Genomic DNA, 24150 nt, shown 5'->3' on the forward strand with positions numbered 1-24150 from the left:
TACCCCATAGCGGGAAAACGATCTTCACTGTGGGTAACGAAAGCCGGGCGGCCGACAAAAGCCCAGTACAGCGTTACGGCAATGGGACCGATCGGGCGAAAACACGCATTACGTGTAACGCCGCGAAAACGCTTCGCAATCGTTTCCGAATCCCCCGGCAACGCCGAGCCTATCCAGCGGCCGGGTGTGTCCGGCACCACATTGACCCTGACACGGGTGTCAAACTTTAGCGTCGGTCCCATGACGACTTCAGCGAAATCCTTGGCGCACAACGAGAAGCTCACCGGGAAGGTGGCCGTGGTGACCGCGGCCTCGCGTGGGATCGGCCGGGCCATCGCACTGCGGCTCGCCGAGGACGGGGCCTCGGTGGTGGTGAACTGGCACAGCAACTCCGCCGCGGCCGAGGAGGTCGTAGACGCGATCACCGAGGCGGGCGGGAAGGCCGTCGCCGTCCAGGCCGACATCGGGGTCCCGGCCGACGTCGACCGGCTCTTCGCGACCGCGCTGCGGGAGTTCGGCGCGCTGGACATCCTGGTCAACAACGCCGGGGTGGTCGCCGTCAACAAGCCCACCGCCGAGGTGAGCGACGAGGAGATCGAGCGCACCGTCGCGGTCAACTTCATCGGCACGTTCCAGGCGATGCGGTACGCGGCGCGCGAGCTGCGCGACGGCGGGCGGATCATCAACATCTCCACCGGCTACACCCGCTACCCGAGCCCGAAGGTCGGCATCTACGCGGGCACCAAGGCCGCCGTCGAGCAGTTCGCCGTCTCCGCCGCCAAGGAGCTGGGGCCGCGCGGGATCACCGTGAACACCGTGCTGCCGGGGATCACCGACACCGACGGGATCTCGCAGGACGTCAGGAAGAACCTCGACGGGTTCATCGCGCAGACGCCGCTCGGCAGGCTCGGGCAGGCCAAGGACATCGCCGACGTCGTCGCCTTCCTGGCCGGGGACGAGTCGCGGTGGATCACCGGCCAGTCCATCGTCGCCGCGGGCGGCCTCGTCTGACCCGGGTTCGCCGGTCTTCAAGACCACCCAACCCCGTTCCCCGCGGTCTCCAACGACGGCAAACCCTCGGATGCGCCGAAGTCGGGGGCGGTTGGCGATGATCGAAAGGGGGGTTTGGTGGTCTTGAAGACACCCGTACCTCCGGCGCGTCCCGGATGTCGCGGTTGAGCGAACACCGGAATCGGCAGGGGTGCTAGCCGGTGTGCCGGCTGACGGGTTCCCGGGTTGGCGCAGGTCATCGCGCTCCCGAAACAATGTGCCGGTGAGTGGTGACATGGCCGCCGCGAGCCGGGTGAGCACCGGGCTGCGGTTCGTCTACGGCAAGCGGGCGTGGCTCGGCGCGCTGCACCTGCTGATCGCCCCGTGGTGGGCGCTGCTGACCGCCTTCGCGACGGTCGCGGGCCTGGTCGGCTCGCTGGTGACGCTCCCGCTGGTGCTGCTCGGTGTGCCGCTGTTCGTGCTCACCGGGGACGTGCTGATCAGCGCAGCGCGCAGCGAGTCCACGTGGTTCCGCCGGGTTTTCGGAGTGCACATCCGGATCTCGCCGCGCACGGTGCCCACCGGCACCTCGTTGCTCGGCGACGCGCGCTCGCTGCTCACCGACTCCGGCTTCTGGCAGCTCGCCGCGTACAACGTCCTGCGGTTGCCGCTGGCCCTGCTGACGCTGCTGGCGCCGCTGCTCGTCCTCGCGCTGGGCGGCTACCTCGTCAGGGAGCCGCTGCGGATGATGTTCGTCGAGGGAGCGCTGCCGGAGCTGGCCTTCTTGGCGACCCCTCCCAAGATCGCGATCAACGGGCCGCTGTGCATCCTGCTCGGTCTGACGCTCGTACTGGGTTCTCCCTTGCTGTGGCGGGTTTTCTCCAACGTCCACATCGGACTCGCGCAGTTGTTGTTGCGCGGCAGCAAGATGCACGAGCTGACGGAGCGCGTCGGCGAGCTGGAGGTGAGCAGGGCCGCGACGGTGGACTCCGTCGAGGCGGAGCGCAGGCGGATCGAGCGCGACCTGCACGACGGCGCGCAGCAACGGCTGGTGTCGCTGGCGATGACGCTCGGCCGGGCTCGCAGCAAGAAGGACAACGACCCCGACGGCGCGAGCGCGTTGCTCGAACAAGCCCACAACGAAGCCAAAGAAGCCATCACCGAGCTGCGCGACCTGGTGCGCGGACTGCACCCCCCGGTGCTCGCCGACCGGGGCCTGGACGCGGCGTTGTCCGGCCTCGCCGCGCGCTCTCCGGTGCCCGTGACGGTGCGCTACGACGTCTCCGAGCGGCCACCGAGGACGATCGAGGCCATCGCCTACTTCATGGCCGCCGAGGCGCTGACCAACATCGCCAGGCACGCCGACGCGAGCAAGGTCGTGGTCGGCGTGGAGCGCTCCGGCGTGGCGCTGCGGATCACCGTGCGGGACAACGGTTCCGGCGGAGCCTTCGTGCGGCCGGGCCACGGCCTGGCCGGGCTGGCGGACCGCGCGAGCGGCGTGGACGGAACGCTGACGGTGCACAGCCCGGTGGGCGGGCCGACCACCCTGACGATGGAGCTGCCGTGCGAATCGTGATCGCCGAGGACTCCGCGCTGCTGCGCACCGGGCTGACCCTGCTGCTCGCGGAGAACGGGCACGAGGTCGTGGAGGCCGTCGGCGACGCGGAGCAGCTGCTGCGCGCGGTCCGCTCGCACCGGCCCGACGTGGCCGTCGTCGACGTGCGGATGCCGCCGACCTTCACCGACGAGGGACTGCGCGCGGCCCTGCTGATCAGGCAGGCGCAGCCGGAGACCGCCGTGCTCGTGCTGTCGCAGTGGGTCGAGGAGCGCTACGCGGCCGACCTGATCGGCGGCGATCTCAACGGGGTCGGCTACCTGCTCAAGGACCGCGTCGCCGACGTCGCGGACTTCCTGGACGCGCTGAACCGCGTCGCGGCGGGCGGCGCGGTGTTCGACCCCGACGTGATCGCGCAGATCCTGGCGCGCAACCGGCGCAACGACCCGATGGCGCCGCTCACCCCGCGCGAGCGGGAGGTGTTGCAGCTGATGGCGGAGGGCCGCTCCAACGCGGGCATAGCCTCGGCGCTGACGATCACCGAACGCGCGGTGGAGAAGTACGTCGGCAGCATCCTCGGCAAGCTCGACCTCCCGCCCGCCGGCACCGACCACCGGCGCGTGCTGGCCGTGCTCCGCTATCTTGAGAGCTGATGCGAGCACTCGACAGGTGGCGTGACTCCCTTGCGGCGTGGGCGATCCCGGCCGACGTCGGCCAGCCCGAGTCGCCGTGGGTGCTGCCGCGCGAGGTCTTCCTCCGGCGGTGCGACCGCCAGCTGCTTCGGCGCGAAGGCGCTTCGCTGCGGCTCGCCGAGGAGGCGCTCGGCGCTGGTGGCACTGTGCTCGACATCGGCGCGGCGGCGGGCGCGGCCAGCATTCCCTTGCGTGCAGCCACATCGCTCACAGCGGTGGACGATGACGCCGAGCTGCTCGCGGAGTTCTCCAGGCGCGCCGAGGCCAGCACGGTGCTCGGCCACTGGCCCGAGGTCGCGCCGAGCTGCCCGGTGGTGGACGTGGTGGTGTGCGGCCACGTCGTCTACAACGTGCCGGACCTCGGACCCTTCGTGGCGGCCATGACCGCCCACGCGCGGCGGCTGGTCGTGGTGGAGACGGCCGAGCGGCACCCGCTGACCTCGCTGAACCCGTTGTGGCGGCACTTCCACGGCATCGAGCGACCGACCGGCCCCACGGCTGATGACTTCGCGGATTGCTTGCGGGAGCTGGGAATCGAGCCCCGCGTCGAGCGGTGGAGCCGGGCGCCCGCCGCCGAGCACGCCGACTTCGCCTCGCTCGTCGAGGTCACCAGGCGGCGGCTGTGCCTTCCCGGCGACCGAGCGTCCGAAGTGGACAGACAGCTGCGCGTGCTCGGGGTCGACCCGGATCGGCCGCCGGACCTCGGCTCGTCCGGGGACGACGTTGTCACCCTGTCGTGGCGGCCCCGGGTGATCCACTAGCCTCGGCCGTCACATCGGTGAGGCCAGGAGGAAAAGTGACCGGGGTTCTTGACTGGACCGGACTGCGTGACGCCTACGGGCCCGCGACCGAGGTTCCGGCCCTGCTGGACGCGCTGACCGGCGCGGACGAGGACGGCCGCCAGTCGGCGATCAACGACCTCTACGGCAGGCTGCTGCACCAGGACACGCTGTCCGAGGCCACACCGCACGTGGTGCCGATGCTCGCGGAGCTGCTCCCCCGTCCGGGGCTGGACGCCGAGATCCGCGCGCACCTGACCTTCTTCGTCGCCGCGATCGCCAACACCACCTCGGCCTTCTCCGCCGACGGCACGGAGATCGTCTGCGCCTCCTACGACGAGGCGGGCGTGGAGACCGACCTCCCGGAGACCGTGGTCGCCGCACGCGCGGCCGTCGTCGCCGTCGCCCCCGCGCTCTTCGAGCACCTGACGCTGGAGCGCGACGCAGCGGGCATGATCGCCCTCGCCACGGTCGCCCCCGACGCGGTGTCCCCGCTGCACGTGGAGTCCTTCGCCAAGCTCGCCACCGACGGCGGTGACCTGGGCGCGGCCGCGTGGATCGCGGTGGCGCTGCTGCGCGGCGAGGACGTCGACCCGGAGGAGCTGCGCGAGCGCGTCTCCGGCAACCCCGACGTGCTGGACATGGTCGAGTGGAACCTGGCCGACGCGCCGACGGACATCGTCGCCCGCTCCGCCGCGTTCGAGCTGGCCGCCAGCGCCGCCTTCCCGGACGGCTTCGGCCCGGAGGGCTTCGAAGGCCTCGACGCCGACGGTCTGGACGAGGGCGCGGTGTAGCTCGCTCATCGGTCTGCCGTCACCGCGTGGTGGCGGCAGGCCGGACGGCGCCGGTAGTAGTGCGCCAGCACGGCAGCGGCCAGCAGCGGCGCCCACAGCGGGAACGGGAAGACCAGCAGCATCTCCGGCTTCGGGTCCGGCCCCGACAGCGCCGTGATCGCGAAGGCGACCCCGGCGAAGGCCATCACGGCGGCGATCAGGGCGCCGAAGGTCACCGGGAACGCGAGCGGAACCGGGCGTCCGCGCAGCACCGGCACCCAGCGGGGCCAGATCTCGCCCCAGCGCTGGATCAGCCCGAGCGTCAGCACGCTGCCACCGATCGCGGCGAAGCCCAGCAGCAGTCCCATCAGCCGGATTCCCGGCGACTCCGCGACGTTCTCCGGCCCCAGCAACGCGACCGGCGTCAGCCACGACATCCGCATCAGGCCGTACGGCAGCGGGCACAGCGCGGCCGCGATGGTGACGTAGCGGCCCCAGCGCGCAGCTGCCTCCGGCTCGGTCCACCTGGCGCCAGGCCGCCCGCACGAGCCGCAACGTCCTTTCGCGGCACGGAAAGCGACGACCGAGGCCCACGCCCACACCAGGCCGCCCGCGAGGAAGAACACCATGTAGACCGGTCGGATCGAGAGCTGGTTCTCCGGAGCGGCCTCAGCGTTGAGGAGCGCGGAAACCGAAGTGCCGTCGAGGATTCCGCTCCACCACGCCGCGAACCCGAGCACCAGCAGCCCGCCGAGCACGACCAGTGCGCGCCGCAGGCTCCCCAGCGCTCCCGCGATCAGGACGACAACCAGCGCGATCGGCGCACCGAGCGCGAAGAGGTAGCCGACCAGGATCAGCACCTGCATGTCCGGGACGCACAGGCCGAAGAGGACCGCGTAGAGCCCGCCCAGCACGGCCACCGGACGCCCGCTCCCCCTGCGCAGCGCGAGCGCCGCGAGCACTCCGACCGCACCCAGCACGAGCGTCGCCGAGGCGCCGACCCGCACGTCGACACTCGCGAGCAGTGAACCGCCGCCGGGCCGGGTGTCGTTGGCGCCGAAGGGGTACAGCGAGGTGTCGATGGTCCACAGCAGTCCGAGCGCCGTCGCGAGCAACGACCAGAGGAGTGCGAGCGCGGAGGTCCGCGTGAGTGCTCGTTCGGTCATGCTCCGAGTCTCTGGCGCACGCCGCGCCGCGACCTCCCTCCGCAGGGGGAGACGGTCTCGTGCGGGCGAGGGAGATCGGCAGCGCTAGTCTTCCGCGCGGCGAGAGGAGCCGCGGAGTGGCCGGCAGCAGGGAACTGGGCGCCCGCGTCACGCGCTTCGAGACCGACCAGGCCGGGCGCCGGAAACGGGCACTGGTACTGCTTTCCGTGGGCGCGGTCTGCCTCGTCGGCTGTGCTCTGCCGTTCCCGATCCCCTTCGCCGCCGCGATCGTCGCTCTCCCGTGCCTGTGGGCGGGGTGGACGCACGCCCGGCTCGCGGTGCGCCATCCCGACGAGGTTTTCCTGCTGCACGAGGGTGGTCTGGTGCACGAGCACTCCGGGCAGGCCCACGTGTACCGGTGGCACCAGTTCTCCGCCGCCACCAACACCGCCGGGGACACCGGGGTGAGCCGCCTGCTGGGGCTGGACGTGCACCTGCGGATCGCCCTCGTCGGCGGCGGCGAGATCGTCGTCACCGGGCTGACGCGGGGAGCGGGGCAGCTGGCCGCCGCCGTCCTGTGCGCGGTCTGAAAAGGCCCCGTAAAAGCAGAAAACCCCCTGTTGCCAGGGGGCTTTCAGCTGTCTCAACCAGACGTGCGCTCGACAGGATTCGAACCTGTAACCTCTTGATCCGTAGTCAAGTGCTCTATCCGTTGAGCTACGAGCGCGAGTTTTTCAGTTGTGTCCCGACCGAGGTCGGGCACTGCGGAGGCTCCGGGATTTGAACCCGGGATGGGCGATAAACCCAAACCGCATTAGCAGTGCGGCGCCATAGACCGGACTAGGCGAAGCCTCCCGGGGCCATCTCTGACCGCCGGGGTAAACCTTACACAGAGCGTCCATCGCAAAGCAAAACGGGGGTCCCCTAACCGCGTTCGCACTGGTCAGCGGGGGGCGCCGGGGAGGGAGAACCGCTCCCCGGCGACCCGTGCCGCTACGCCTCCTCGCGGTCGGACTCGACCGTGCCGAAGCCCGAACCAGGACGGCCGATCTCGCCGTAGCCGTCCGGTTCCGGGGTGTGCCCACAGAGGTCCTGCTCGTCCAAGGCCATGCGCAGAAGCTTCCAGGGCCGATCGGGCGCGGCAACGCCCAAACGGGTGGAGGAGCTCGTCACGCCCGGTTACTCCTGGCCAGTTCCTCGAAGGGCCGCAACGCGTCGGGATTGCTCAGCGCCTCGCGGCTCACGGCGCGGTCGGCGGGCGTACCGGTCAGGATCTTCTTCACCGGCACCTCGCACTTCTTGCCGTTGAGCGTCCTCGGGATGTCGGCGACCGCGACGAACTGGTTCGGCACGTGCCGGGGCGAGAGCTGGGCGCGCAGTGCCGCACGCAGTCGCGGCTCGACGTCGGGGAGCGCGGTTCCCTTGTCCAGCACCAGGAAGCACAGCAGCTCGCCGTCGCCCTGACCCACGCCCGACGTGTCGATGACGAGCGAGTCGAGCACCTCGTCGAAGCCCTCGACGACGCGGTAGAACTCGCTGGTGCCCATCCGCACGCCACCCCGGTTGAGGGTGGAGTCACTGCGCCCGTAGATCACGCAGGACCCGCGCGGGGTCACCCGGATCCAGTCGCCGTGCCGCCACACGCCGGGGAAGGTCTCGAAGTAGGCCTCGCGCAGCCGCGAGCCGTCGGGGTCGTTCCAGAACGAGACCGGCATCGACGGCATCGGCTTGGTGACCACGAGTTCGCCGACCTCGTCGGAGACGGGTTTTCCCGCCTCGTCGAAGGAATCCACCGCCGCGCCGAGCATCCGGCAGGAGATCTCGCCCAGCCACACGGGCACGTCGGGCGCCGCGCCGACGAAGGCCGTGCACAGGTCGGTGCCACCGGAGACGCTGGCGATCTGCACGTCACCGACCTCGTCCATGATCCAGCGGAAGCCCTCCGGCGAGAGCGGGGCGCCCGTGGAACCCAGTGCCCGCAAGGCGGACAGGTCGTGCTCGCGCGCGGGCTTCATGTCGCGCTTGAGGCAGGACTGGATGTAGGGCGCGGAGGTGCCGAAGAAGGTGATCCTGTGCCGCTCCGCGAGCTGCCACAGCGCGCCCAGGTCCGGGTGCGCCGGGTTGCCGTCGAAGAGCACGATCGTGCTGCCCACCATCAGGCCGGAGATCAGGAAGTTCCACATCATCCAGCCGGTGGTGGTGAACCAGAAGAACCGCTCCCCCGGGCCCAGATCGCAGTGCAGCGCAAGGGCTTTGACGTGTTCGAGAACGATCCCGCCGTGGCCCTGCACGATGCCCTTGGGCAGCCCGGTGGTGCCCGAGGAGTAGAGCACCCACAGCGGGTGGTCGAAGCCGACGGCCTCGAACTCCAGCTCCGCACCGGCGTTGCGGTCCAACAGCTCCCGCCAGCCGACGGTGCCCGGCAGCTCGGCGCCCGTTGCGAGGTAGTCGACGAGCACCGTGGCCTTGAGCCCCGGGATGCCGCGCCGAAGTTCGTCCACAGTGGACCGAGTGTCGAACTGCCTTCCGTTGTAGACGTAGCCGTTGACCGCGACGAGCACCGTCGGCTCGATCTGGGTGAAGCGGTCCGACACCGCGCGAACGCCGAAGTCCGGCGAGCAGGAGGACCACGTCGCGCCCAGGCTCGCCGCCGCGAGGAAGGCGATCAGCGCCTCAGGAGAGTTCGGCACCAGCGCCGCGACGCGGTCGCCCTTGCGCACGCCCAGCTCGACGAGACCGGCGCGCGCGGCGGCGACCTCGGCCCGCAGCTGCCCGTGGGTCAGCGTGGCCTCGAACCCGTCCTCGCGCGCGAAGATGACTGCGGAGTCGTTGTCGCCCTTGCCTTCTCCGCCGCGCAGCGCGTGCTCGGCGTAATTGAGCGTTGCGCCCGGGAACCACTTCGCGCCCGGCATCCGCTCGTCGTCGAGCACCGAGCTCGGGCGGTCGTGGAAGCGCACGTCGGAGAACTCGGCGAGCGCGCCCCAGAACCCGGCGAGGTCGTCGACCGACCACTGCCAGAGCGCCGGGTAGTCCGGCAGGTCCAGCTCGCGCTCGGCGCGCAACCACGCGCGGAACGCGGCGATCTTGGTGGTGGCGACCCGATCGGGGTCGGGCCGCCACAACAGCTCGGGCTCCTCGACGGTGAGGTTCTCGCTCATGCCTGCTTCCTAACTCATCAGCAGGCGCAGGACCAGGGATGTGGCCCAGATCTACCTCAGGTGCGAGTCGAACCAGTTGAGGGTGCGCTGCCACGTCTCCGCCGCCGCGCGGGGGTCCTCGGCGTGCGGGTCGATCGGGCCGGAGTACACGACGACGTCGGTGGCGACCTTCGCGGAGGAGGCGGCGTCGCGCAGCTTCTCCACGTCCTCGCGCGGGATCATCGTGTACTGCTCGCTGTAGATGCCCAGCCACGGGCACGTCAGCTCGCCCGCGACCTCCACCAGCGGCGGCAGGTTGGGCGAGAGCGCGGAGACGATGCCCGCGCCGGCGACGGTGACCGCCGCGCCGATGCTGCGGCTGGTCGCCACGAACAGCGCGACCGAACCGCCGACGCCGAAGCCGACGACGCCCATCCGGTCGGACTCGACGCCCTGCTGGGCCAGCCACACGAAGGCGGCGTCGGTGTCGGCCAGCACGGAGTCGGCGGAGAGCCTGCTGACCTGGTCGAGGATGCTCTCGGCGTCCTCGGGGTCGTGGACCTGGTCGTCGCCGTCCCGGTGGTAGAGGTGCGGCGCGATGGTCAGCCAGCCCTCCTGCGCCAGGCTCGCCGCGACGTCGCGGATCGCGTCGGTGACCCCTCTGGCCTGGTGCAGCAGGACAAGACCGCCACGAACCGCCGTGTCCGGTTCCGCGACCGTGCAGCGGAGTTCGCTGCCGTCGGTGAGCTGGAGCGTTTCGGTGCGGGTCTGCGTCATAAAGCCAGCCAATCACGTGGGGGTGAACACCAGTCAACGTGACCAACCATACGGAGCAACAACCGCGAGCCGCCCGGTGGAATTCGTGCATTAGGTTCGTCTTCGGGTGTTCGACCAGCAGCGGAACGAAGGAGCGGCGATGACCGTGCGGACCCGGCCGGACCTGGAGACACTGCCCGGCTACCTGCCCGGCAGGACGATCCCCGGCGCGATCAAACTGGCCAGCAACGAGGTCTCCCTCGGCCCGCTGCCCAGCGTGCGCGGCGTGATCGCCGAAGCCGCCGCCGGGATCAACCGCTACCCGGACATGGGCGTGACGGCGCTGGTGGACCGCCTGGCCGCGAAGCTCTCCGTCGAGCCGTCCAGGCTCGCGGTCGGCTGCGGCTCGGTCGCGCTGTGCCAGCAGCTCGTGCAGGCGATGTGCGAGCCCGGCGACGGTGTGATGTTCCCGTGGCGCTCCTTCGAGGCCTACCCGATCGTCACGCAGATCGGTGGCGCACGGGCGATCAAGGTTCCGCTGACCGGAGCACACGCGCTCGACCTGGACGCGATGCTCGCCGCGATCACCGACGACACCCGGGTGATCTACGTGTGCACGCCCAACAACCCGACCGGGACCACGCTGCGGCGCGCGGAGCTGGAGCGCTTCCTCGACGCCGTGCCGAGGGGCCCGCTGGTCGTGCTGGACGAGGCGTACAAGGAGTTCATCACCGACCCCGACGTGCCCGACGGCATCGAGGTGGCTCGCGGGCGCGACAACGTGGCCGTGCTGCGCACGTTCTCCAAGGCGTACGGCCTTGCCGGGCTGCGCGTGGGCTACTGCTACGCGCCCGAGGAGGTCGCGGCGGCGATGCGCAAGGTCTGCGTGCCGTTCAGCGTGAACATGATCGCGCAGGCGGCGGCGATCGCGTCGCTGGACGCCGAGGACGAGCTGATGGAGCGCTGCCGGGTGATCTCCGCGGAGCGCGAGCGGGTGCGCGCCGAGCTGCTCGCGATGGGCTACGAGGTGCCGGAGACCCAGGCGAACTTCGTCTGGCTGCCGCTGGCTGAGCGCACGCCCGCGTTCAACGCGCACTGCCTTGAGCAGAAGCTCGTCGTTCGGGCGTTCGGCGAGGAGGGCGCGCGCGTGACGATCAGCACGGCCGAGGAGAACGACCTGTTCCTTGCCGCCGCGCGGAGCTTCCTGGTCGGCTAGCCGCTCAGTCGGAAGTCGATCACTTCGACGGGCATGCCCGCCCCGGCGACCGTCGTCCAGTGCCGGTCGCCGGTGAGGACGGGCACGCCCGCCTCCCACGCGAACGCGAGGCAGCACAGGTCGCCGAGGGAGAGCTTGCCGAGCCTGCGGTCCCGGGTGCGGCGCAGGCCCGCGTCGATCCGCTTCAGCTCGGCGAAGCGCTGCGCGTGCTCGGTCTCCAGCGGCACCACGGCAACGCCCATCGCCTCGATCTCGGCGGTCGCGGCCAGGGAGTCGATCCCGGCGGACTGGGCGAGGCAGTACAGCACCTCGCCGAGGTTCACCGAGGTGATCAGCGAGTTCGGCAGGACTTCGGCGTAGGGCTGGGCGCGCGGTTCGCCGTCGAGCAGCGCGAGCACGAACGAGGCGTCGAGCAGCACCGGGCCTTCCGGGAGGCTCATTCGCGCTCGGCGTCCTCGGCCCGCGACTCCAGCAGCGCGGACTCCATCGAGGCGTCGACGCCCTTGGCGCGCTTGCCCTCCGCGACCGCGGCCTGGAGCCTGCCGAGCGCGGCCCTGGGGTCCTCCAGCACGATGCGGCCGGGTCCGACGACCCTGGCCACCAGTTCCTTGGCTTCCGGCAGCTCCGCGTCGCGCAGCAGCTGCGCGGGCAGCGTCGGCCGCCGCTTGGCGTCGAGGACGAGCCGGTAACTGGTCATGTCACCCACGGTACGCCGAGGGTGGGACGTCGTCGATGCTTCCCACCCGACTGCCGGAGCGGGTCAGGCCACCAGGCGCCACTGGTAGGAACCGCTCCTGAGCGGCGCGGTGATCTTCTTCGTCCACGCGGTCTTCACGGCGCAGGACGGGGTCACGGAGGTCTTGCGCACGGTGAAGGTGCGCGCCTCGACGTACTGCTGGACCCGGCGGATCTGCCCGGCGGGCACCTTGGCGGAGTGGTTCCAGCGCGCTCCGTGCGCGTGGCTGACGACCACGGCGGCGCGCAGCGAGGTCCTGGCGGAAGTGAAGATCCTTTCCGCCTCCGCCCTGGGAACACCGGCGAGCACGGCATTCGCGCGGACGTCGGCCCAGGCGTCGAAAATGATCTCGCCCGGACCTTCGAGGTGGTCGCTGCGCAGGTCTGTCGGCAACCAGGAAGTGGCGGCGCCGGAGACGGAATACGAAACCTGTCCGGCTTCGGCACAAGCGGCAAAGGCGGCCGGAGCGCTCAGCGCGCTCACCCCGGCGCAGGCAAGGGCGGCGGACAGCGCCGCGTTCAGTATGCGGGTCACGGCGGGAGATAATGGCACTATCACCGCAGCGCAGGGGACTCGGCATCGATAAAGCGAGCCCTTTTCGGGCGCGCCGGTTTCACTTCAGCCCGAAAGGTGAACAAAAGACGTGAAAAGTGGGGCGACCGCCACCGATCGCCCCACTGCGCCCAGTGTGTCAGCTCGTGAGCTTCCAGAGGAAGTTATTGTTCTTCACCGGGGCGACAACATTCTTCGTCCACACCGTCTTGACATTGCAGGGGGCGACGATGGTGGTCTTCTTGACCGTGAACTTGCGTGCTTCCTTGTACTGCTGGAGGCGCTTGGTCTGCCCGGCAGGAACATCGGCGCGGTAGGACCACGAGTCCGTCTTCGACCAGCTCTTGCCGACCTGGACGCCCAGCGAGACGCTGGCCTTCGCGAAGATCGCCCCGGCCTCCGCCGTGGTCGTCCCGGTCAGCGACGCGTTGGTCTCGGAGGTCGCGCTCTTGGTGTAGGTGATCGCACCAGGACCGGTGAGGTAGTCGCTGCGCAGGTTGGTGGCCTTCCAGTCCTTCGCGCCGTTGGAGATCGAGTAGTAGACCTCCCCCACCTCCGGGCAGGCGGCGAAGGCCTGTGCGCCGAGGCCGACCGCGGCGGGAACGATCGTCGCGGTGAATGCGAGGGCGGTGGAGGTCACCGCGGTCCTGAATCGCATTAGCTCTCCTGATGTCATTCACACCAAGGCCCCTACAGGGGGCGGGACCTCGGTTCCCCAAGTGAGCAAGAGCGTAAGCAGCGTTCACGACCACAACCATATTGACATTATTCGAAGCGCATGTATCGGCGGATTCTGATCAGCCAAGGAAACGCAGCGCCATCGCTCGATCACGGAGTGATATGACAAAACGCTGCTCCATTTGCGAAAGTTGCAGCTCAAGGGCACATCAAGTCGGACAGCCAAACGCGCGGAACACTTGCCTTTCACATTTTTGACTCTTCGCCCGGGAACGAAACCACGCCTTGACGTCTACCGAGAACTGGGCGCATACTCGGTAGTCGAACCGGACGGGGAGGTCGCCATGACGGTCACCGAGGAGACCCGCCAGTTGATGGACCTGTTCGAGCAGGTCGAGGACATCGAAGAGGTGGCGGAGTCGCTACCGCTGGACGACCACCGGCGCAAGAAGCTCGTCGACGTCGCCGACCGCATCCTGGCGCAGGTGCCACCGGTCCGGCCCGTGGTCGCGGGTGCCCTGCTGGACATGACCGACAAGACCGTGCGCGCGTGGGCGCACGAAGGCGTGCTGACCGTGCTCAGCACGGAACCGAGGATGTTGCTCGACCCGGCACGGCTGCACGAGGTCCTGCACCTGGTGACAGACCTCCGCAGGGCGGGCAAGACCAGGGGACTGCTCGACGAGGTCTACCGGCGGCTCAGCGACCTGGCGCTGCTCGACCGCGAGGACCTGGCGGAGAGCATCGATCAGATGCACCGTGGCGAGGGCAGAGTGGTCCGCCAGGCAGAGGCGGACAGCTGAGGCGTACCGGGTGAGGGTCACCGAAACCACGCTCGCCGGGTCCCAGGCCGCCGGACTGCGCGGCCCGGCCCGCAAGGCGTACGAGACGTTCCTCGACGACCTGGCCAACCGGGGCTGCGCGGCGCTGGGCTACCGCGTCACCGGGCCTGAGCCGTTGCCCCACCTGTGCGTGAAACACCTGCGCGGCAACGACCGCGTCGTGGTGGCGTTCGAGAACCGGTCTTCGGCGTGGGTACTGCTGGTCGGCCCGCACGAGGACGGCGACCCCGGCCGCAACGTCTACGACCGGCTCTACGAGCTGGCGGGTGTGACCCCGCCGCCGAGCTGGAAGCGCACGCGTCCGACGTGCTGCTCGGAGACCGGCGAGGCGCCGCTCACCAGCCCCGAGGTCGTCGACGACCTGGTGCTGCGGGCTCGCGCCGTCGGGCGCAAGCACCGCAACCAGTTCCGCCGCTAGCTACCCCATCGGCCTTCCGGGCACGTGGATGCCGAAGGTCCACTCGTAGCCCTCCAGGTCGAGCACCCGGCAGCGGTAGTTCCACTGGGACTTCTCCGGCTTCCACACCTCGGTGGCCCCACGGGCGACCGCCGTCGCGAAGACCGCGTCCACCGCGTCCTCCGACGGCAGGCTGACGTAGAGGCCGTGCCCGGTGGTCGGACCGCGCAGCTCGGAGCGGTCGTACCCGGCGCCGTCGTCGCTGAAGACGATGATCGCGACGTCCTCGCGGCGCAGCTCGGCGTGGGCGACGCCGCCCTTGTCGTCGGGGAACTCGGCGGTGGTCTCGAAGCCGAAAGCCCTTTCCAGCCAACGAAGTGCCGCGTTGGCGTCGCGGTAGCTGAGGTAGGTGTGCAGGGTCGCGGGGTGTTTCGACTGGGTCATGCCGCGACCCTGACAGCCATCTAGGTCAGCCAGTGTCCTCAGGAGTAGTAGCTGGCGACGGCGGCCTTCGCTTCTTCGAAGAGCGCGGGGCCTTCCTTGGGCACCACGGGGAAATCGCCTCCGGTCTTGATGCTCAGCAGCTGCTCGGTGGACAGGGCGAACACCACACGCCCCAGCCCGGAGCGCGCGATCGCGCCGTCGCACATGCCGCACGGCTGGCAGCTGGTGTACATGGTCGTGCCCGCGGCGGTCTCCGCGTCCAGCTCGCGAGCTGCCCACCTGGCAAGTTTCAGCTCGGGGTGCGCGGTGATGTCGGAGTCGGTGATCGAGCTGTTGCGCTCCTCGATCAGCACGTCACCGTTCGGTCCGACCAGCAGCGATCCGAAGGGCGGGTTGCCGTTGTCATGCGCCTCGTGGGCGAGCCCGATGGCGCGGCGGAGAAATTCCTCGGTCACTGGAGGTCCTTCCTGATGTCGGCGATGGTGGCCAGCGCCTTCCAGGCGGCCTCCGGTCGCAGCGTCTCCTGGGGGTCACCGTTGAACGGGTCGAGCAGCAGGGATTCGGCGCCCAGCGCTCGAAGCTCCGCGATGTCCTCGGCGATCTGGTCGACAGTTCCTTCTCCGGCAAGGCGATCCGCGTCCAGCACGGGCTTGTCCGTGAGCCGCAGAGCGATCCGGGGCGCCAGCGCCGGGGCTCCCGTCTCAGGCAGCTTCGCCACAGCCGCGCGCATCCAGGCCGGGGTGAACCGCAGCATGTGCCACGCGTCGCCGAAGCGCACAGCCCTGCGCAGCGCGGCGTCGCTGTTGCCGCCCACCCAGATCGGGATTCGCTTGGAGCCGTAGTCGTTCTCGTCCTGCCAGACCTCGCGCAGCGTCTGGAGGGCTTCGTCGGTCAGGCGTCCGCGCCGCTCGAACGGCACGCCCAGCGCGGCGAACTCCTGGCGTGCCCAGCCGACGCCGACGCCGAGGATGAACCGCCCTCCGCTCAGCTCGTTGAGGTTCGACGACATGCGCGCCAGCACCAACGGGTGGCGGTACGGCGCGACGACCACCGTGGTGCCGAGGCGAATGCGGTCGGTGATCCCGGCGAGCCAGGACAGCGTCGTGAACGGCTCGTAGAACGGCGCCGGGTACTGCTCCGCGACGTCGGGGGTCACCGCGACGTGGTCGGACATCATCAGCAGGTCGAAGCCAAGACCCTCGACGGTCTGGGCCCACGCCCGCAGCGTCGCCGGGTCCGTCCCTGGGCCGAAGTTCGGCACGTTCACACCGATTTCCACAGCTCAAGCCTAGGAAGCGGTGCTCGGACAGTGAAGGGATTCATCACGGCGTTAAGCGCGTAACGCAGTGGATCTCGCGGTATTTTCGGCCCATGACCGAGACTCTCGATCCGACCGACTGGGAGATCCTCGTCGAGCTCCAGCGCGACGGCCGCCTCCCGCTCACCGAGCTCGGCCGCCGGGTGAACCTCAGCGCGTCCGCCACGACCGAGCGCGTGAAGCGCTTGGAGGCCGCGGGCGTGATCAGCGGCTACCGCGCCACCGTCGACCTGACCAAGGTCGGCTACCCCGTGCTCGCCGTCGTGCGGCTCAAGTACCCCGGCAACCGGCACCAACCACTGCACCAGATGCTCGGCGAGCGCACCGAGATCTTGGAGTGCCTGCGCACCACCGGCGACGACTGCTACACCCTCAAGGTCGCCGCTGGCTCCATGGAGCACCTGGAGAAGATCATCGACGACCTGGCGCACTTCGGTAGCACTACGACCAATGTGGTGTACAGCCAGACGCTGCCCTATCGCGGTCCTCAGCGACCGTCCTGACTGATTCCTCTGCCCGCACCGCCAGGCTCCGCCTCGTCTGACCGCCGCTGTCGATCAGCGGCAACACGTGGACCTCGATCTCCAGGCCCCGCAAGGCAACCGTGCGCTGCAACGCCGCCAGGAACGTTTCTTCGCCCAGGAACGCCGTCGCCGTCGTCGGCTTACCGCCCACCACGAACCGCAACGCCAGCGGTCGCACCGGCACGCCCGCGTCGATCGCCGCTTGGAACGCCGCTGGCTTGTAGTGCCCCGATTCGCGCCCGCACCACGTCGTCCCCTCCGGGAACACGCTCACCGCCGCTCCGCCACGCAGTACCCCCGCCAGCTCTTCGACCGTCGCTGGCAACGCGGAGAGCTTCGCCCGGTCCACGAACACCGTGCCTGCTCTCTTGGCGAGCGCTCCGATCACCGGCCAGTCCCGCACTTCCCCCTTGGCCAGCGCGCGAGCCGGCTGCACCGCGTTCACCGCCACGATGTCCATCCACGACGTGTGGTTCCCCACCACCAGCACGCCACCGTGCTTCTCTGCTTCCCCGATGATCCTGAGCTTCGCCCCCACCGCCTTGAGCACCGCCCGGAACCACCACCTGCGGCCTCCCAGCAGGCACAACGGCGCCGCCAGCACCACCACCACGAGCGCCACCACGCGCAGCGCCTGCCTCAGCGGCGCCACCGCGCTCTCGTCCTGTAGGCATCCCACTCCGCAGGGCGACTGCGGCATCCAGGCATGCGCTGTCATACCCCGACTGTGGCGCCCGCCCTTGAACCCCAGCTGACACCCACATGTCCACCCGGCTCAGTTCTCCACAACTACTTCCCGCGCACGGAGGAGCGCCTGCCGCTTCTCCTCGATCTCCTCGGCAGTGATCGCCCCGTGCTCCGCCTCAGCCGCCGCGATCAACTCGTCGAGCTTGCGCCGCTCCGTCACCAGTTCTGGGGAATTGTTTTCCATGTCCCGCTACTCAATGGGTTGCCAGTCGACGGTTGTCGGCCGCTGCCGCGTGCGCAGGAACTCGATCAACGCGCCTTCGAGTTGGTTCAGGGAGACCTCACAGCGCGCCGGAAACTCCATCTCGGCATAGACCGGCCCTTCTTCGGGCCCCTCACCCAAGGTCACCCACGAGCCAGCCGTGTCAGCGAAGAAGATCGCTCCGACGCAGCCACCATCACGACGACGCACGCCGAACCGGAGATCGTGGTCCGGGTGGTCATGAGGAGCGATGCGGGGTCGGTCCAGGTGAACAGCAGTGGCGTCCAGCCCTTGCTCGGTTTCAAGGCGTTGCAGCATCGCGGGAATGTCGGCCGGGTCGCCAATCTCCACACGGGTGGTGGTCCAGGCACCGGTGTGCCGGGTCTGCCACGCGACGTTGATGGTCATTTCTGTTCGACCCCTTGGTAGGTGTACCGGCTGCCATCTTCCACCAGCACCGTCAGCGATGAGCCGGGCGGCAGAAACAGCGAAAGCAGCGTGTCGCAGGACTGCCCACCTGGAACCACAGGCTGGCAGGGCGGCCTGTCGATCGCGATCGTCTCGTGCAACGGTCCAGCGCTTGCTGACCGGCTTCGGAGCATCGCGCGCATTCGGATCGCGAACTGCAACTCGATGTGCCTGGCCATCATCCACATCCCGACCGGCGGAGCATGTCCGCGCTCACGCGCCCACTCCTGCGTGGGGCCGAACCACTCGCCAGGCCCACTGGACAGCTCGTGCACCGTGCCGTTCGGCGCCACCCACTTGCCCAGCGCGCGAGTTCCAGGCGCTCCCGGAGTCAAAGTCGCACGCTGGCGTTCGAGAACGCGAGCACGCTCAGCGGGAGTTACTTCGGCAGCTGCGGATGGAGCACCGGGAAGGGCACGACCGCCAAGACCCACGATCCACGCCTCGACTCGGATCGGTACCTGAGCCAGAAGGCTCCGTACAGCATGTAGATCGTCTTTGGCCGCCTCGAACCTGAAGTGCACCTCGTCGACCGCATCGTCGAGTCCGCTCAGGGTCGCGTGCTGCCAATGCGTCGCAGCCGAGTCGATGGCTTCCTCGGCGGCGTCGACAAGTTCAAAGGGCAGCCCGCTCACGGCGGCCCGGACGGCCGCGATCAAGTCGCTGCGGATGGACACAGCCTCGACCATGCCGACGCTTGTCCGGCGGCGGACCGGTTCCGGAGAACGCCACCCGATGGAGCAGAACAGGGGTGGCTCGCCGACCGGCGAGCCACCCCTGTTTTCGCTGCTCAGAACGCGGAAGTGGAGGGATTTGAACCCCCGGACCCGTGAAGGTCTCCCGCTTTCAAGGCGGGTGCATTCGGCCGCTCTGCCACACTTCCCTGTCGTGCACGGGCAGCCTAGCCCGCGCAGTCAAGATCAGTTGCGTTGGCCGCGCAGGTGCTCGTCGACGCGCTCGAAGACGCTGGCCAGGACGGCCTGCTCCTCGTCGGTGATGAGGTCGATGAGGTGGGTGCGGACGCCGTTGAGGTGGGTGGGGGCTGCGGTGTTGAGGACCTCGACGCCCTTGTCGGTGAGCTCGGCGAAGACGCCCCTGCCGTCGCTGGGGCACTCGGTCCTGATGACCAGGCCCGCCTGTTCCATCCTGGTGACCTGGTGCGAGAGGCGGCTCTTGGAGGAGGCCATGTCACCGGCGAGCACGCTCATCCGCAGCCGCAGGCCGGGCTGCTCGGAGAGCCGGACGAGGATCTCGTAGTCGGCGAGCGCGAGGCCGTGGTTGTCCTGGAGCTCCCGGTGCAGTCGGTATGACAGCATCTGGGAACCGACGATGTAGGCGCGCCACGCGCGCATCTCCTTGTCGTCCAGCCAACGGGGCTCGGTGTCGGTAATCCGGGTCACACCGTCAAGGCTATGCGTACCCACCCGGTATCTGCCCTTCATCACGATGTAACCGTTTGACCTGGTGCCGGCGGGTGCCAGCGGGCACACTCCACGCCCGTGCGCCCCCGCAGGCGCCTGGAGGAGGACGCAAGTATGACCACGACCACCCGGCGCGGCCGCGCGCTCGCGATCGTCGCGCTCGCCGCCGCAGCACTGGTGGCCGGCACGAGCGGGACCGCTGCCGCCACCCCGCGCGGCTGGACGAGCGACGTTCGGCTGATCGCCTTCAACGACTTCCACGGCAACCTGGAGCCGCCGTCCGGCTCCTCAGGCCGGATCACGCTCTCCGACGGCAAGACCGTCGACGCCGGTGGGGCGGCCTACCTCGCCACCCACCTGAAGAACCTGCGCAGCCAGGCGCGCGACTCGATCCTGTTGTCCGCCGGCGACAACATCGGCGGCTCGCCCGCGGTGTCCGCCCTGTTCCACGACGAGCCGACCATCGAGTTCCTGAACTCGCTGGACGTCAAGGCTTCCGCGATCGGCAACCACGAGCTGGACGAGGGCTACGAGGAGCTGAAGCGGATGATCCGCGGCGGCTGCCACCCCAAGGACGGTTGCCAGTTCCGCAAGTCCTTCAAGGGCGCCAAGTTCCCCATGCTGGCCGCCAACATGACCTTCGAGAAGACCGGCGCACCCGCGCTCATGCCGTTCTCGATCGAGTTCTCCGGGCTGATGCCGATCGGCGTCATCGGCGTCCCGCTGAAGGACCTGCCGACCGTCGTCTCCGCCGATGCCGTCAAGGGCCTCAAGTTCGAGGACGAGGTCAAGGCGATCGACCGGACCGCGAACCTGCTGGACCGCCTCGGCGTGAAGGCCCAGGTCGTGCTGCTGCACCAGGGTGACAACACCGAGGGTGGCGGCCCGAACGACTGCAAGACCACGCCGGGGCCCGCGCGGGACATCGCGCAGCGCGCCTCGTCCAAGGTCGACGCGATCTTCACCGGGCACAGCCACCAGCAGTACGTGTGCTCCATCAACGACCCGTCCGGCAAGCCGCGCCCGGTGCTCCAGGGCGCCTCGTTCGGCCGCATCCTGTCCGTGGTGGACGCCAAGATCGACTGGTGGACCCGCGACATCATCCGGTCGACGGTGAAGCCGTTCAACCAGGTCGTCACCCGTGACGTGCCCGAGGACAAGGCGACCAAGGCACTGGTCGAGGAGGCCAAGACCAAGGCAGCCCCGATCGCGGGCCGTGCTGTCGGCACGATCAGCGCCGACGTCATGCGGGCTGCTGTGCCCTCCGGTGAGTCGCAGCTGGGCAACATGATCGCGGACGCGCAGCTGGAGTCGACCAAGGGCGCCGGTGCGCAGATCGCGCTGATGAACCCGGGCGGTGTGCGCGCCGACCTGGTGTTCAAGGGGCCGGAGGGCGACGGCGTCGTGACCTACGGCGAGGCCTACACCGTGCAGCCCTTCGCCAACATCCTGCAGACGGTCTCGCTGACCGGGGCGCAGATCAAGACCGTGCTGGAGCAGCAGTTCCAGACCGGTCCGGACGGTGCGGCGATCATGCGCATCCTCCAGCCGTCCAGCACGCTGAAGTACACCTGGACCGCTGGCGCCCCCAAGGGCTCGAGGATCTCCGGCATCACCGTGGCCGGGCAGCCGGTGCAGGACGCCACCAAGTACCGGGTGACGGTGAACAACTTCCTCCAGGGCGGCGGTGACGGCTTCACCGAGCTGTCCAAGGGCACCGAGCTCACGGGCGGTGCTGTCGACCTGGACTCGTTCATCGAGTACCTGGGGAAGAACCCCAACGCGGCTCCCCCGGCGACCGACCGGATCACCGCGAAGTAGCAACGGCAGAAAGGGCGCTCTGGGACTCCCAGGGCGCCCTTTCGCTGTCCTCAAGAGGTTTTCCTAGTTCCGGGCCCCCGGCCACGGTCCGATGGGCGTGTCAGAGACCTCGATCGTCTCCTCCTCGACGCGGAAGACCTCGAAGCCGCGCGCCTTGTAGTTCGCCAGCGCGGAAGGGCCGTCCAGCGAGCACGTGTGCACCCACACGCGCTTCGTCGGCTGGAGCTGCGGCCAGCGCTGCGCGAGGTTCCACGCGCGCACTCCGGCCTCGTGCAGCATGTGGCCGCCGAGCCCACGCCCGACGAAGCCCGGCAGCAGACCGAAGCAGGTGATCTCCACCTGGTCGTTCGGCTGCGCCTCCAGCTCGACGTAGCCGGCCGGAGTGCCGCGCGAGTACAGCACCCAGGTCTCGACGCCCGGCCGCTCCAGCCACTCCGACCAGCGCTTGTGGTTCCACCCCAACCGATCCGTCCAGTGCCAGTCCCCGCCGACCGCGGTGTAGAGGAAGCGGCTGAACTCCGGGCTGGGCACGTCCACGCGCACCAGGTCGACCGGCTCGGCGGGCGGTTTCGCTTGACGGAGCCCGTCAGGGTCGTTCTGTTCCAGGGACCACGTGGTCACGACCTGCTCGCTCATCCGATCACGTCCACCCAGACGGCGTGGTGGTCGGAGGCGTCGTTCAGGCGCGCGAGCGGCGAGTGGCTCGGCTCCCAGAACACCCCGGCGCGCACGGGGATCAGCGGCAGCGACGGCAGCACGTAGTCGATGCGCAGGTTCCCGGGGGTCTTGTCGTTGAAGTCGCCGGTGTCCTGCCAGGACGGCCCGCGCTGGTCCTTGTTCGCCCCGCCCTGCACGAGCGAGGCCTCGACGGCGCCGATGCTGTGCGGCTTGGGATCGATCACCTTGTGCGCCTTGAGGAGCAGCTGCGCGGGCAGGTTGTCGCTGTCGCCGTCGACGGGGTCGGAGTTCTGGTCGCCGGCGAAGACGAACGGCCCGGACGCGAGCCCGCCGCGCTTGCCGGCGTCGTCGTAGATGTAGCCGCCCTTGCCCGGGTTGACGTAGTCGGCCCAGAAGCGGATCTCGTCGTGGTTGCGCTTGCCGTTGCGGTCCTCGGGGCCGTCGAAGGTGGGCGGGGTCGGGTGCGACACGAGGAAGTGCACCTTCTTGCGGCCGACCTGGACGGGCAGGTCCCAGTGCGACTTCGACGACAGCCGCAGGATGTCCTGAGCCTGCTTGGAGTAGTAGTCCCTCGGCAGCTTCGAGCCCGGCATGTCGGCCCACCGGAACTTCTGGAAGGTCCTGACCGCTGCGGTGTCGATCGGGTGCTTCGAAAGCACGACCATCCCGTACTGCCCCGGGAACAACCCGAAGCCGTACGCGTCGTCCCCGCCGCCGATCTTGCCGTCGTTGTTGAGGTCGACGCCGGTCGGGACGCCGGTGTTGACCGGAGCCGTGTAGGCGTGGCGGTACTGGATCGGCTGCGCACCCTGCTGGCCGACTTCGAGGTAGTTGCGGCGGAACGCGTCCACGGCGCGGTTACCCGAGACGTAGTCGAACTCGTTGAGCAGCAACACGTCCGGCCGGACGCGCTGCACGACCTCGGCGACCTTGCGCGCCTGCGGGTCGTCCTTGGTGGACAGATTGGCGAGCAGCTCACCCTCCGTCGCGCGGTTCAGCGACGCGTTGAAGGTGGCGAAGCGCGTGGTGAGCTTGTGCTCGGCAACGGCCGTCGGAGCGGCTATGACCACCAGGGCGAGCGCGGCGGTGAGACTGCGTCGGAACAACTTTCGAACTCCTCAGGACTCCCGCACCACACTGGTGCGGTCCAGCTGGGCGGGGTTGGCGTAACCGGAGAGCGCGAGCATCAGGTCGAACTCGGCGAGCAGGCAGCGCATGGCGTGCTCGACGCCGCGCCGCCCCGCGACACCGAGTCCGTAGACCCAGTGCCTGCCAACGAGAACGGCCGACGCGCCGAGCGACAGCGCGACCATCATGTCTGCGCCACAACGAATTCCGGAGTCGAAGAGCACCGGGACAGTGCCCGGGAGCGCTCCGACGACGTCGGGGAGGCAGTCCAGCGCGGCGCGCGCACCGTCGACCTGGCGACCGCCGTGGTTGGACACGATGATCCCGTCAGCCCCGGCGTCGACGACGGCGCGCGCGTCCTCGGCGTGGCAGATCCCTTTGACCACAACGGGAAGCTTGGTCCAGGACTTCAGTCGCGCGAGGTCGGCGAAGGTCAGCGCGGGGTTGCCGAACTGCCGCGACCACTCGTCGATCGCGGCGCGCATGGCGTCCTCGCCGGACTCCGGCGGCGCGGAGAGCCCCGCGCGGAACACCGGGTCGGTGAGGTAGTTGCCGATGCCCTGCCCGCTGTGGAACGGGAGGTTGCGGTAGCCGAGGTCGCGCGGGCGCCACGACACGGCGCTGGTGTCCACGGTCAGCACGATCGCTTCGTACCCGGCGCGTTCCGCCCGCGTCACAAGGGATTTCGCGAGTTCGTCGGTGCGCGGCCAGTACAGCTGGAACCAGCGGCGGCCCTCCGGCTCGGCGTTGGCGATCTTCTCAAGCGGCGTGGTCGATGCCGTGGACACGACGTGCACGAGCCCGAGCGCTGCGGCCGCGGCGGCGGGGGCCAGCTCGGCGTCGTTGTGCACGATGCTGTTGAGCCCGACCGGAGCGAGCAGCACGGGCGCGGCCATCGGGGTGCCGAAGAGCGTGGTGGACAGGTCGCGCTGGGAAACGTCGCGCAGCATTCGCGGAACGAGCCGCCAGCGGTCGAAGGCTCCGGGGTTGGCGCGCGCGGTCCGCTCGGTCCCGGCGGCTCCCGCGACGAAGGCGAAGGCCTGGGCCGACATCGCGCTCTCCGCCGCGCGTTCCATGCCGTCGTAGGTGATCGGCAGTCCCTCACCGACGTCGCCGTAGATCTCCTGTTGGTAGTCCCCGAAGTGGCCCAC

Annotated in this window: 30 protein-coding genes and 3 tRNA genes; 11 read left to right on the forward strand and 22 right to left on the reverse strand. The window is 69.4% G+C overall.

Annotation, left to right across the window (positions count from 1 at the left end):
- The first annotated feature begins 240 nt into the window (after positions 1-240).
- The 5 genes from ABD798_RS07145 to ABD798_RS07165 all read left to right on the forward strand — a co-directional run bounded on the left by ABD798_RS07145 (position 241) and on the right by ABD798_RS07165 (position 4810).
- Complete coding sequence (locus ABD798_RS07145; RefSeq protein WP_344871870.1) at positions 241-1011, forward strand: glucose 1-dehydrogenase; 771 nt, start codon at positions 241-243, stop codon at positions 1009-1011.
- A gap of 262 nt (positions 1012-1273) precedes the next feature.
- Positions 1274-2566 (forward strand): sensor histidine kinase, encoded by a 1293-nt coding sequence (locus ABD798_RS07150; protein ID WP_344871872.1) that lies wholly within the window; start codon positions 1274-1276, stop codon positions 2564-2566.
- Positions 2554-3198 (forward strand): response regulator, encoded by a 645-nt coding sequence (locus ABD798_RS07155; RefSeq protein WP_344871874.1) that lies wholly within the window; start codon positions 2554-2556, stop codon positions 3196-3198. Before ABD798_RS07150 ends, ABD798_RS07155 begins: the two co-directional genes overlap by 13 nt.
- Positions 3198-3998, forward strand: coding sequence for an SAM-dependent methyltransferase (locus ABD798_RS07160; RefSeq protein ID WP_344871876.1), 801 nt, complete (start codon positions 3198-3200; stop codon positions 3996-3998). The genes ABD798_RS07155 and ABD798_RS07160 overlap by 1 nt, the downstream gene beginning before the upstream one ends.
- A gap of 35 nt (positions 3999-4033) precedes the next feature.
- On the forward strand, positions 4034-4810 hold the full coding sequence (locus tag ABD798_RS07165) for a hypothetical protein (RefSeq protein WP_344871879.1): 777 nt from the start codon (positions 4034-4036) through the stop codon (positions 4808-4810).
- A 5-nt stretch (positions 4811-4815) separates the two neighbouring features.
- Here the strand turns inward: ABD798_RS07165 and ABD798_RS07170 are convergent, their stop codons facing one another.
- Positions 4816-5955 carry a hypothetical protein gene (locus ABD798_RS07170; RefSeq protein ID WP_344871881.1) on the reverse strand — a complete coding sequence of 380 codons (1140 nt, stop codon included), beginning with the start codon at positions 5953-5955 and terminating at the stop codon, positions 4816-4818.
- Between the two features lie 116 nt (positions 5956-6071).
- Between ABD798_RS07170 and ABD798_RS07175 the strand changes: the two genes are divergently transcribed.
- Positions 6072-6524, forward strand: coding sequence for a hypothetical protein (locus ABD798_RS07175; protein ID WP_344871883.1), 453 nt, complete (start codon positions 6072-6074; stop codon positions 6522-6524).
- Between the two features lie 64 nt (positions 6525-6588).
- On the opposite strand, the gene ABD798_RS07180 is transcribed toward ABD798_RS07175, so the two are convergent.
- From ABD798_RS07180 to ABD798_RS07200, 5 genes are all read right to left on the reverse strand, one after another.
- Positions 6589-6661, reverse strand: a tRNA-Arg gene (locus ABD798_RS07180).
- Between the two features lie 38 nt (positions 6662-6699).
- Positions 6700-6789: transfer RNA gene (locus tag ABD798_RS07185), tRNA-Ser, on the reverse strand.
- 138 nt (positions 6790-6927) lie between these two features.
- Positions 6928-7107, reverse strand: coding sequence for a hypothetical protein (locus ABD798_RS07190; protein WP_344871885.1), 180 nt, complete (start codon positions 7105-7107; stop codon positions 6928-6930).
- Positions 7104-9092 carry an acetoacetate--CoA ligase gene (locus ABD798_RS07195; protein ID WP_344871887.1) on the reverse strand — a complete coding sequence of 663 codons (1989 nt, stop codon included), beginning with the start codon at positions 9090-9092 and terminating at the stop codon, positions 7104-7106. Before ABD798_RS07195 ends, ABD798_RS07190 begins: the two co-directional genes overlap by 4 nt.
- Positions 9093-9143: 51 nt before the next feature.
- Complete coding sequence (locus ABD798_RS07200; RefSeq protein ID WP_344871889.1) at positions 9144-9848, reverse strand: dienelactone hydrolase family protein; 705 nt, start codon at positions 9846-9848, stop codon at positions 9144-9146.
- A 139-nt stretch (positions 9849-9987) separates the two neighbouring features.
- On the opposite strand from ABD798_RS07200, the gene hisC reads away from it, so the two are divergent.
- The gene (gene hisC / locus ABD798_RS07205; protein WP_344871892.1) at positions 9988-11043 is read left to right on the forward strand and encodes a histidinol-phosphate transaminase; all 1056 of its coding nucleotides are present in this window, start codon (positions 9988-9990) and stop codon (positions 11041-11043) included.
- Here hisC and ABD798_RS07210 read toward each other — a convergent pair.
- From ABD798_RS07210 to ABD798_RS07225, 4 genes are all read right to left on the reverse strand, one after another.
- Entirely contained in the window at positions 11040-11483 is a 444-nt protein-coding gene (locus tag ABD798_RS07210; RefSeq protein ID WP_344871896.1) for a PIN domain-containing protein, read from the reverse strand. The genes hisC and ABD798_RS07210 overlap by 4 nt on opposite strands.
- Positions 11480-11740 carry a hypothetical protein gene (locus ABD798_RS07215; protein ID WP_344871898.1) on the reverse strand — a complete coding sequence of 87 codons (261 nt, stop codon included), beginning with the start codon at positions 11738-11740 and terminating at the stop codon, positions 11480-11482. Before ABD798_RS07215 ends, ABD798_RS07210 begins: the two co-directional genes overlap by 4 nt.
- Before the next feature lie 63 nt (positions 11741-11803).
- Positions 11804-12313 carry a hypothetical protein gene (locus ABD798_RS07220; protein WP_344871900.1) on the reverse strand — a complete coding sequence of 170 codons (510 nt, stop codon included), beginning with the start codon at positions 12311-12313 and terminating at the stop codon, positions 11804-11806.
- 157 nt (positions 12314-12470) lie between these two features.
- The gene (locus ABD798_RS07225) at positions 12471-12989 is read right to left on the reverse strand and encodes a hypothetical protein (RefSeq protein WP_344871902.1); all 519 of its coding nucleotides are present in this window, start codon (positions 12987-12989) and stop codon (positions 12471-12473) included.
- Between the two features lie 364 nt (positions 12990-13353).
- On the opposite strand from ABD798_RS07225, the gene ABD798_RS07230 reads away from it, so the two are divergent.
- The gene (locus ABD798_RS07230) at positions 13354-13812 is read left to right on the forward strand and encodes a hypothetical protein (RefSeq protein ID WP_344871904.1); all 459 of its coding nucleotides are present in this window, start codon (positions 13354-13356) and stop codon (positions 13810-13812) included.
- A gap of 10 nt (positions 13813-13822) precedes the next feature.
- Positions 13823-14269 carry a hypothetical protein gene (locus ABD798_RS07235; RefSeq protein ID WP_344871906.1) on the forward strand — a complete coding sequence of 149 codons (447 nt, stop codon included), beginning with the start codon at positions 13823-13825 and terminating at the stop codon, positions 14267-14269.
- Here the strand turns inward: ABD798_RS07235 and ABD798_RS07240 are convergent, their stop codons facing one another.
- From ABD798_RS07240 to ABD798_RS07250, 3 genes are read right to left on the reverse strand one after another with little or no spacing between them, the layout of a single operon-like run.
- Complete coding sequence (locus ABD798_RS07240; RefSeq protein WP_344871908.1) at positions 14270-14692, reverse strand: VOC family protein; 423 nt, start codon at positions 14690-14692, stop codon at positions 14270-14272.
- Between the two features lie 38 nt (positions 14693-14730).
- The gene (locus ABD798_RS07245; RefSeq protein WP_344871912.1) at positions 14731-15147 is read right to left on the reverse strand and encodes a nucleoside deaminase; all 417 of its coding nucleotides are present in this window, start codon (positions 15145-15147) and stop codon (positions 14731-14733) included.
- Positions 15144-15971, reverse strand: a complete 828-nt coding sequence (locus ABD798_RS07250) for an LLM class flavin-dependent oxidoreductase (RefSeq protein WP_344871915.1) — start codon at positions 15969-15971, stop codon at positions 15144-15146. Before ABD798_RS07250 ends, ABD798_RS07245 begins: the two co-directional genes overlap by 4 nt.
- A gap of 92 nt (positions 15972-16063) precedes the next feature.
- Between ABD798_RS07250 and ABD798_RS07255 the strand changes: the two genes are divergently transcribed.
- Positions 16064-16513: an Lrp/AsnC family transcriptional regulator gene (locus ABD798_RS07255; protein WP_344871918.1), complete on the forward strand. Its 450-nt coding sequence runs from the start codon at positions 16064-16066 to the stop codon at positions 16511-16513.
- Here the strand turns inward: ABD798_RS07255 and ABD798_RS07260 are convergent.
- From ABD798_RS07260 to ABD798_RS07285, 6 genes are all read right to left on the reverse strand, one after another.
- Entirely contained in the window at positions 16452-17252 is an 801-nt protein-coding gene (locus ABD798_RS07260) for a lysophospholipid acyltransferase family protein (RefSeq protein ID WP_344871920.1), read from the reverse strand. The two genes, ABD798_RS07255 and ABD798_RS07260, sit on opposite strands and share 62 nt — an antisense overlap.
- 57 nt (positions 17253-17309) lie before the next feature.
- On the reverse strand, positions 17310-17465 hold the full coding sequence (locus ABD798_RS07265) for a hypothetical protein (protein WP_344871922.1): 156 nt from the start codon (positions 17463-17465) through the stop codon (positions 17310-17312).
- A gap of 6 nt (positions 17466-17471) precedes the next feature.
- Positions 17472-17891 carry an Imm1 family immunity protein gene (locus ABD798_RS07270; RefSeq protein WP_344871924.1) on the reverse strand — a complete coding sequence of 140 codons (420 nt, stop codon included), beginning with the start codon at positions 17889-17891 and terminating at the stop codon, positions 17472-17474.
- Entirely contained in the window at positions 17888-18628 is a 741-nt protein-coding gene (locus ABD798_RS07275) for a DddA-like double-stranded DNA deaminase toxin (protein ID WP_344871926.1), read from the reverse strand. The genes ABD798_RS07270 and ABD798_RS07275 overlap by 4 nt, the downstream gene beginning before the upstream one ends.
- Positions 18629-18749: 121 nt before the next feature.
- Positions 18750-18834: transfer RNA gene (locus tag ABD798_RS07280), tRNA-Ser, on the reverse strand.
- A 37-nt stretch (positions 18835-18871) separates the two neighbouring features.
- Positions 18872-19303 (reverse strand): MarR family winged helix-turn-helix transcriptional regulator, encoded by a 432-nt coding sequence (locus ABD798_RS07285; RefSeq protein ID WP_425549190.1) that lies wholly within the window; start codon positions 19301-19303, stop codon positions 18872-18874.
- Positions 19304-19486: 183 nt separating this feature from the next.
- Between ABD798_RS07285 and ABD798_RS07290 the strand changes: the two genes are divergently transcribed.
- Positions 19487-21193 (forward strand): bifunctional metallophosphatase/5'-nucleotidase, encoded by a 1707-nt coding sequence (locus tag ABD798_RS07290; RefSeq protein ID WP_344871928.1) that lies wholly within the window; start codon positions 19487-19489, stop codon positions 21191-21193.
- 63 nt (positions 21194-21256) lie between these two features.
- On the opposite strand, the gene ABD798_RS07295 is transcribed toward ABD798_RS07290, so the two are convergent.
- From ABD798_RS07295 to ABD798_RS07305, 3 genes are read right to left on the reverse strand one after another with little or no spacing between them, the layout of a single operon-like run.
- Positions 21257-21829, reverse strand: a complete 573-nt coding sequence (locus tag ABD798_RS07295; RefSeq protein WP_344871930.1) for a GNAT family N-acetyltransferase — start codon at positions 21827-21829, stop codon at positions 21257-21259.
- On the reverse strand, positions 21826-22977 hold the full coding sequence (locus ABD798_RS07300; RefSeq protein WP_425549172.1) for an endonuclease/exonuclease/phosphatase family protein: 1152 nt from the start codon (positions 22975-22977) through the stop codon (positions 21826-21828). Before ABD798_RS07300 ends, ABD798_RS07295 begins: the two co-directional genes overlap by 4 nt.
- Before the next feature lie 12 nt (positions 22978-22989).
- Positions 22990-24150: an alpha-hydroxy-acid oxidizing protein gene (locus ABD798_RS07305; RefSeq protein WP_344871932.1), complete on the reverse strand. Its 1161-nt coding sequence runs from the start codon at positions 24148-24150 to the stop codon at positions 22990-22992.

Origin of the sequence: Allokutzneria multivorans (assembly GCF_039537405.1) — a bacterium.
GTDB classification, from domain to species: domain Bacteria; phylum Actinomycetota; class Actinomycetes; order Mycobacteriales; family Pseudonocardiaceae; genus Allokutzneria; species Allokutzneria multivorans.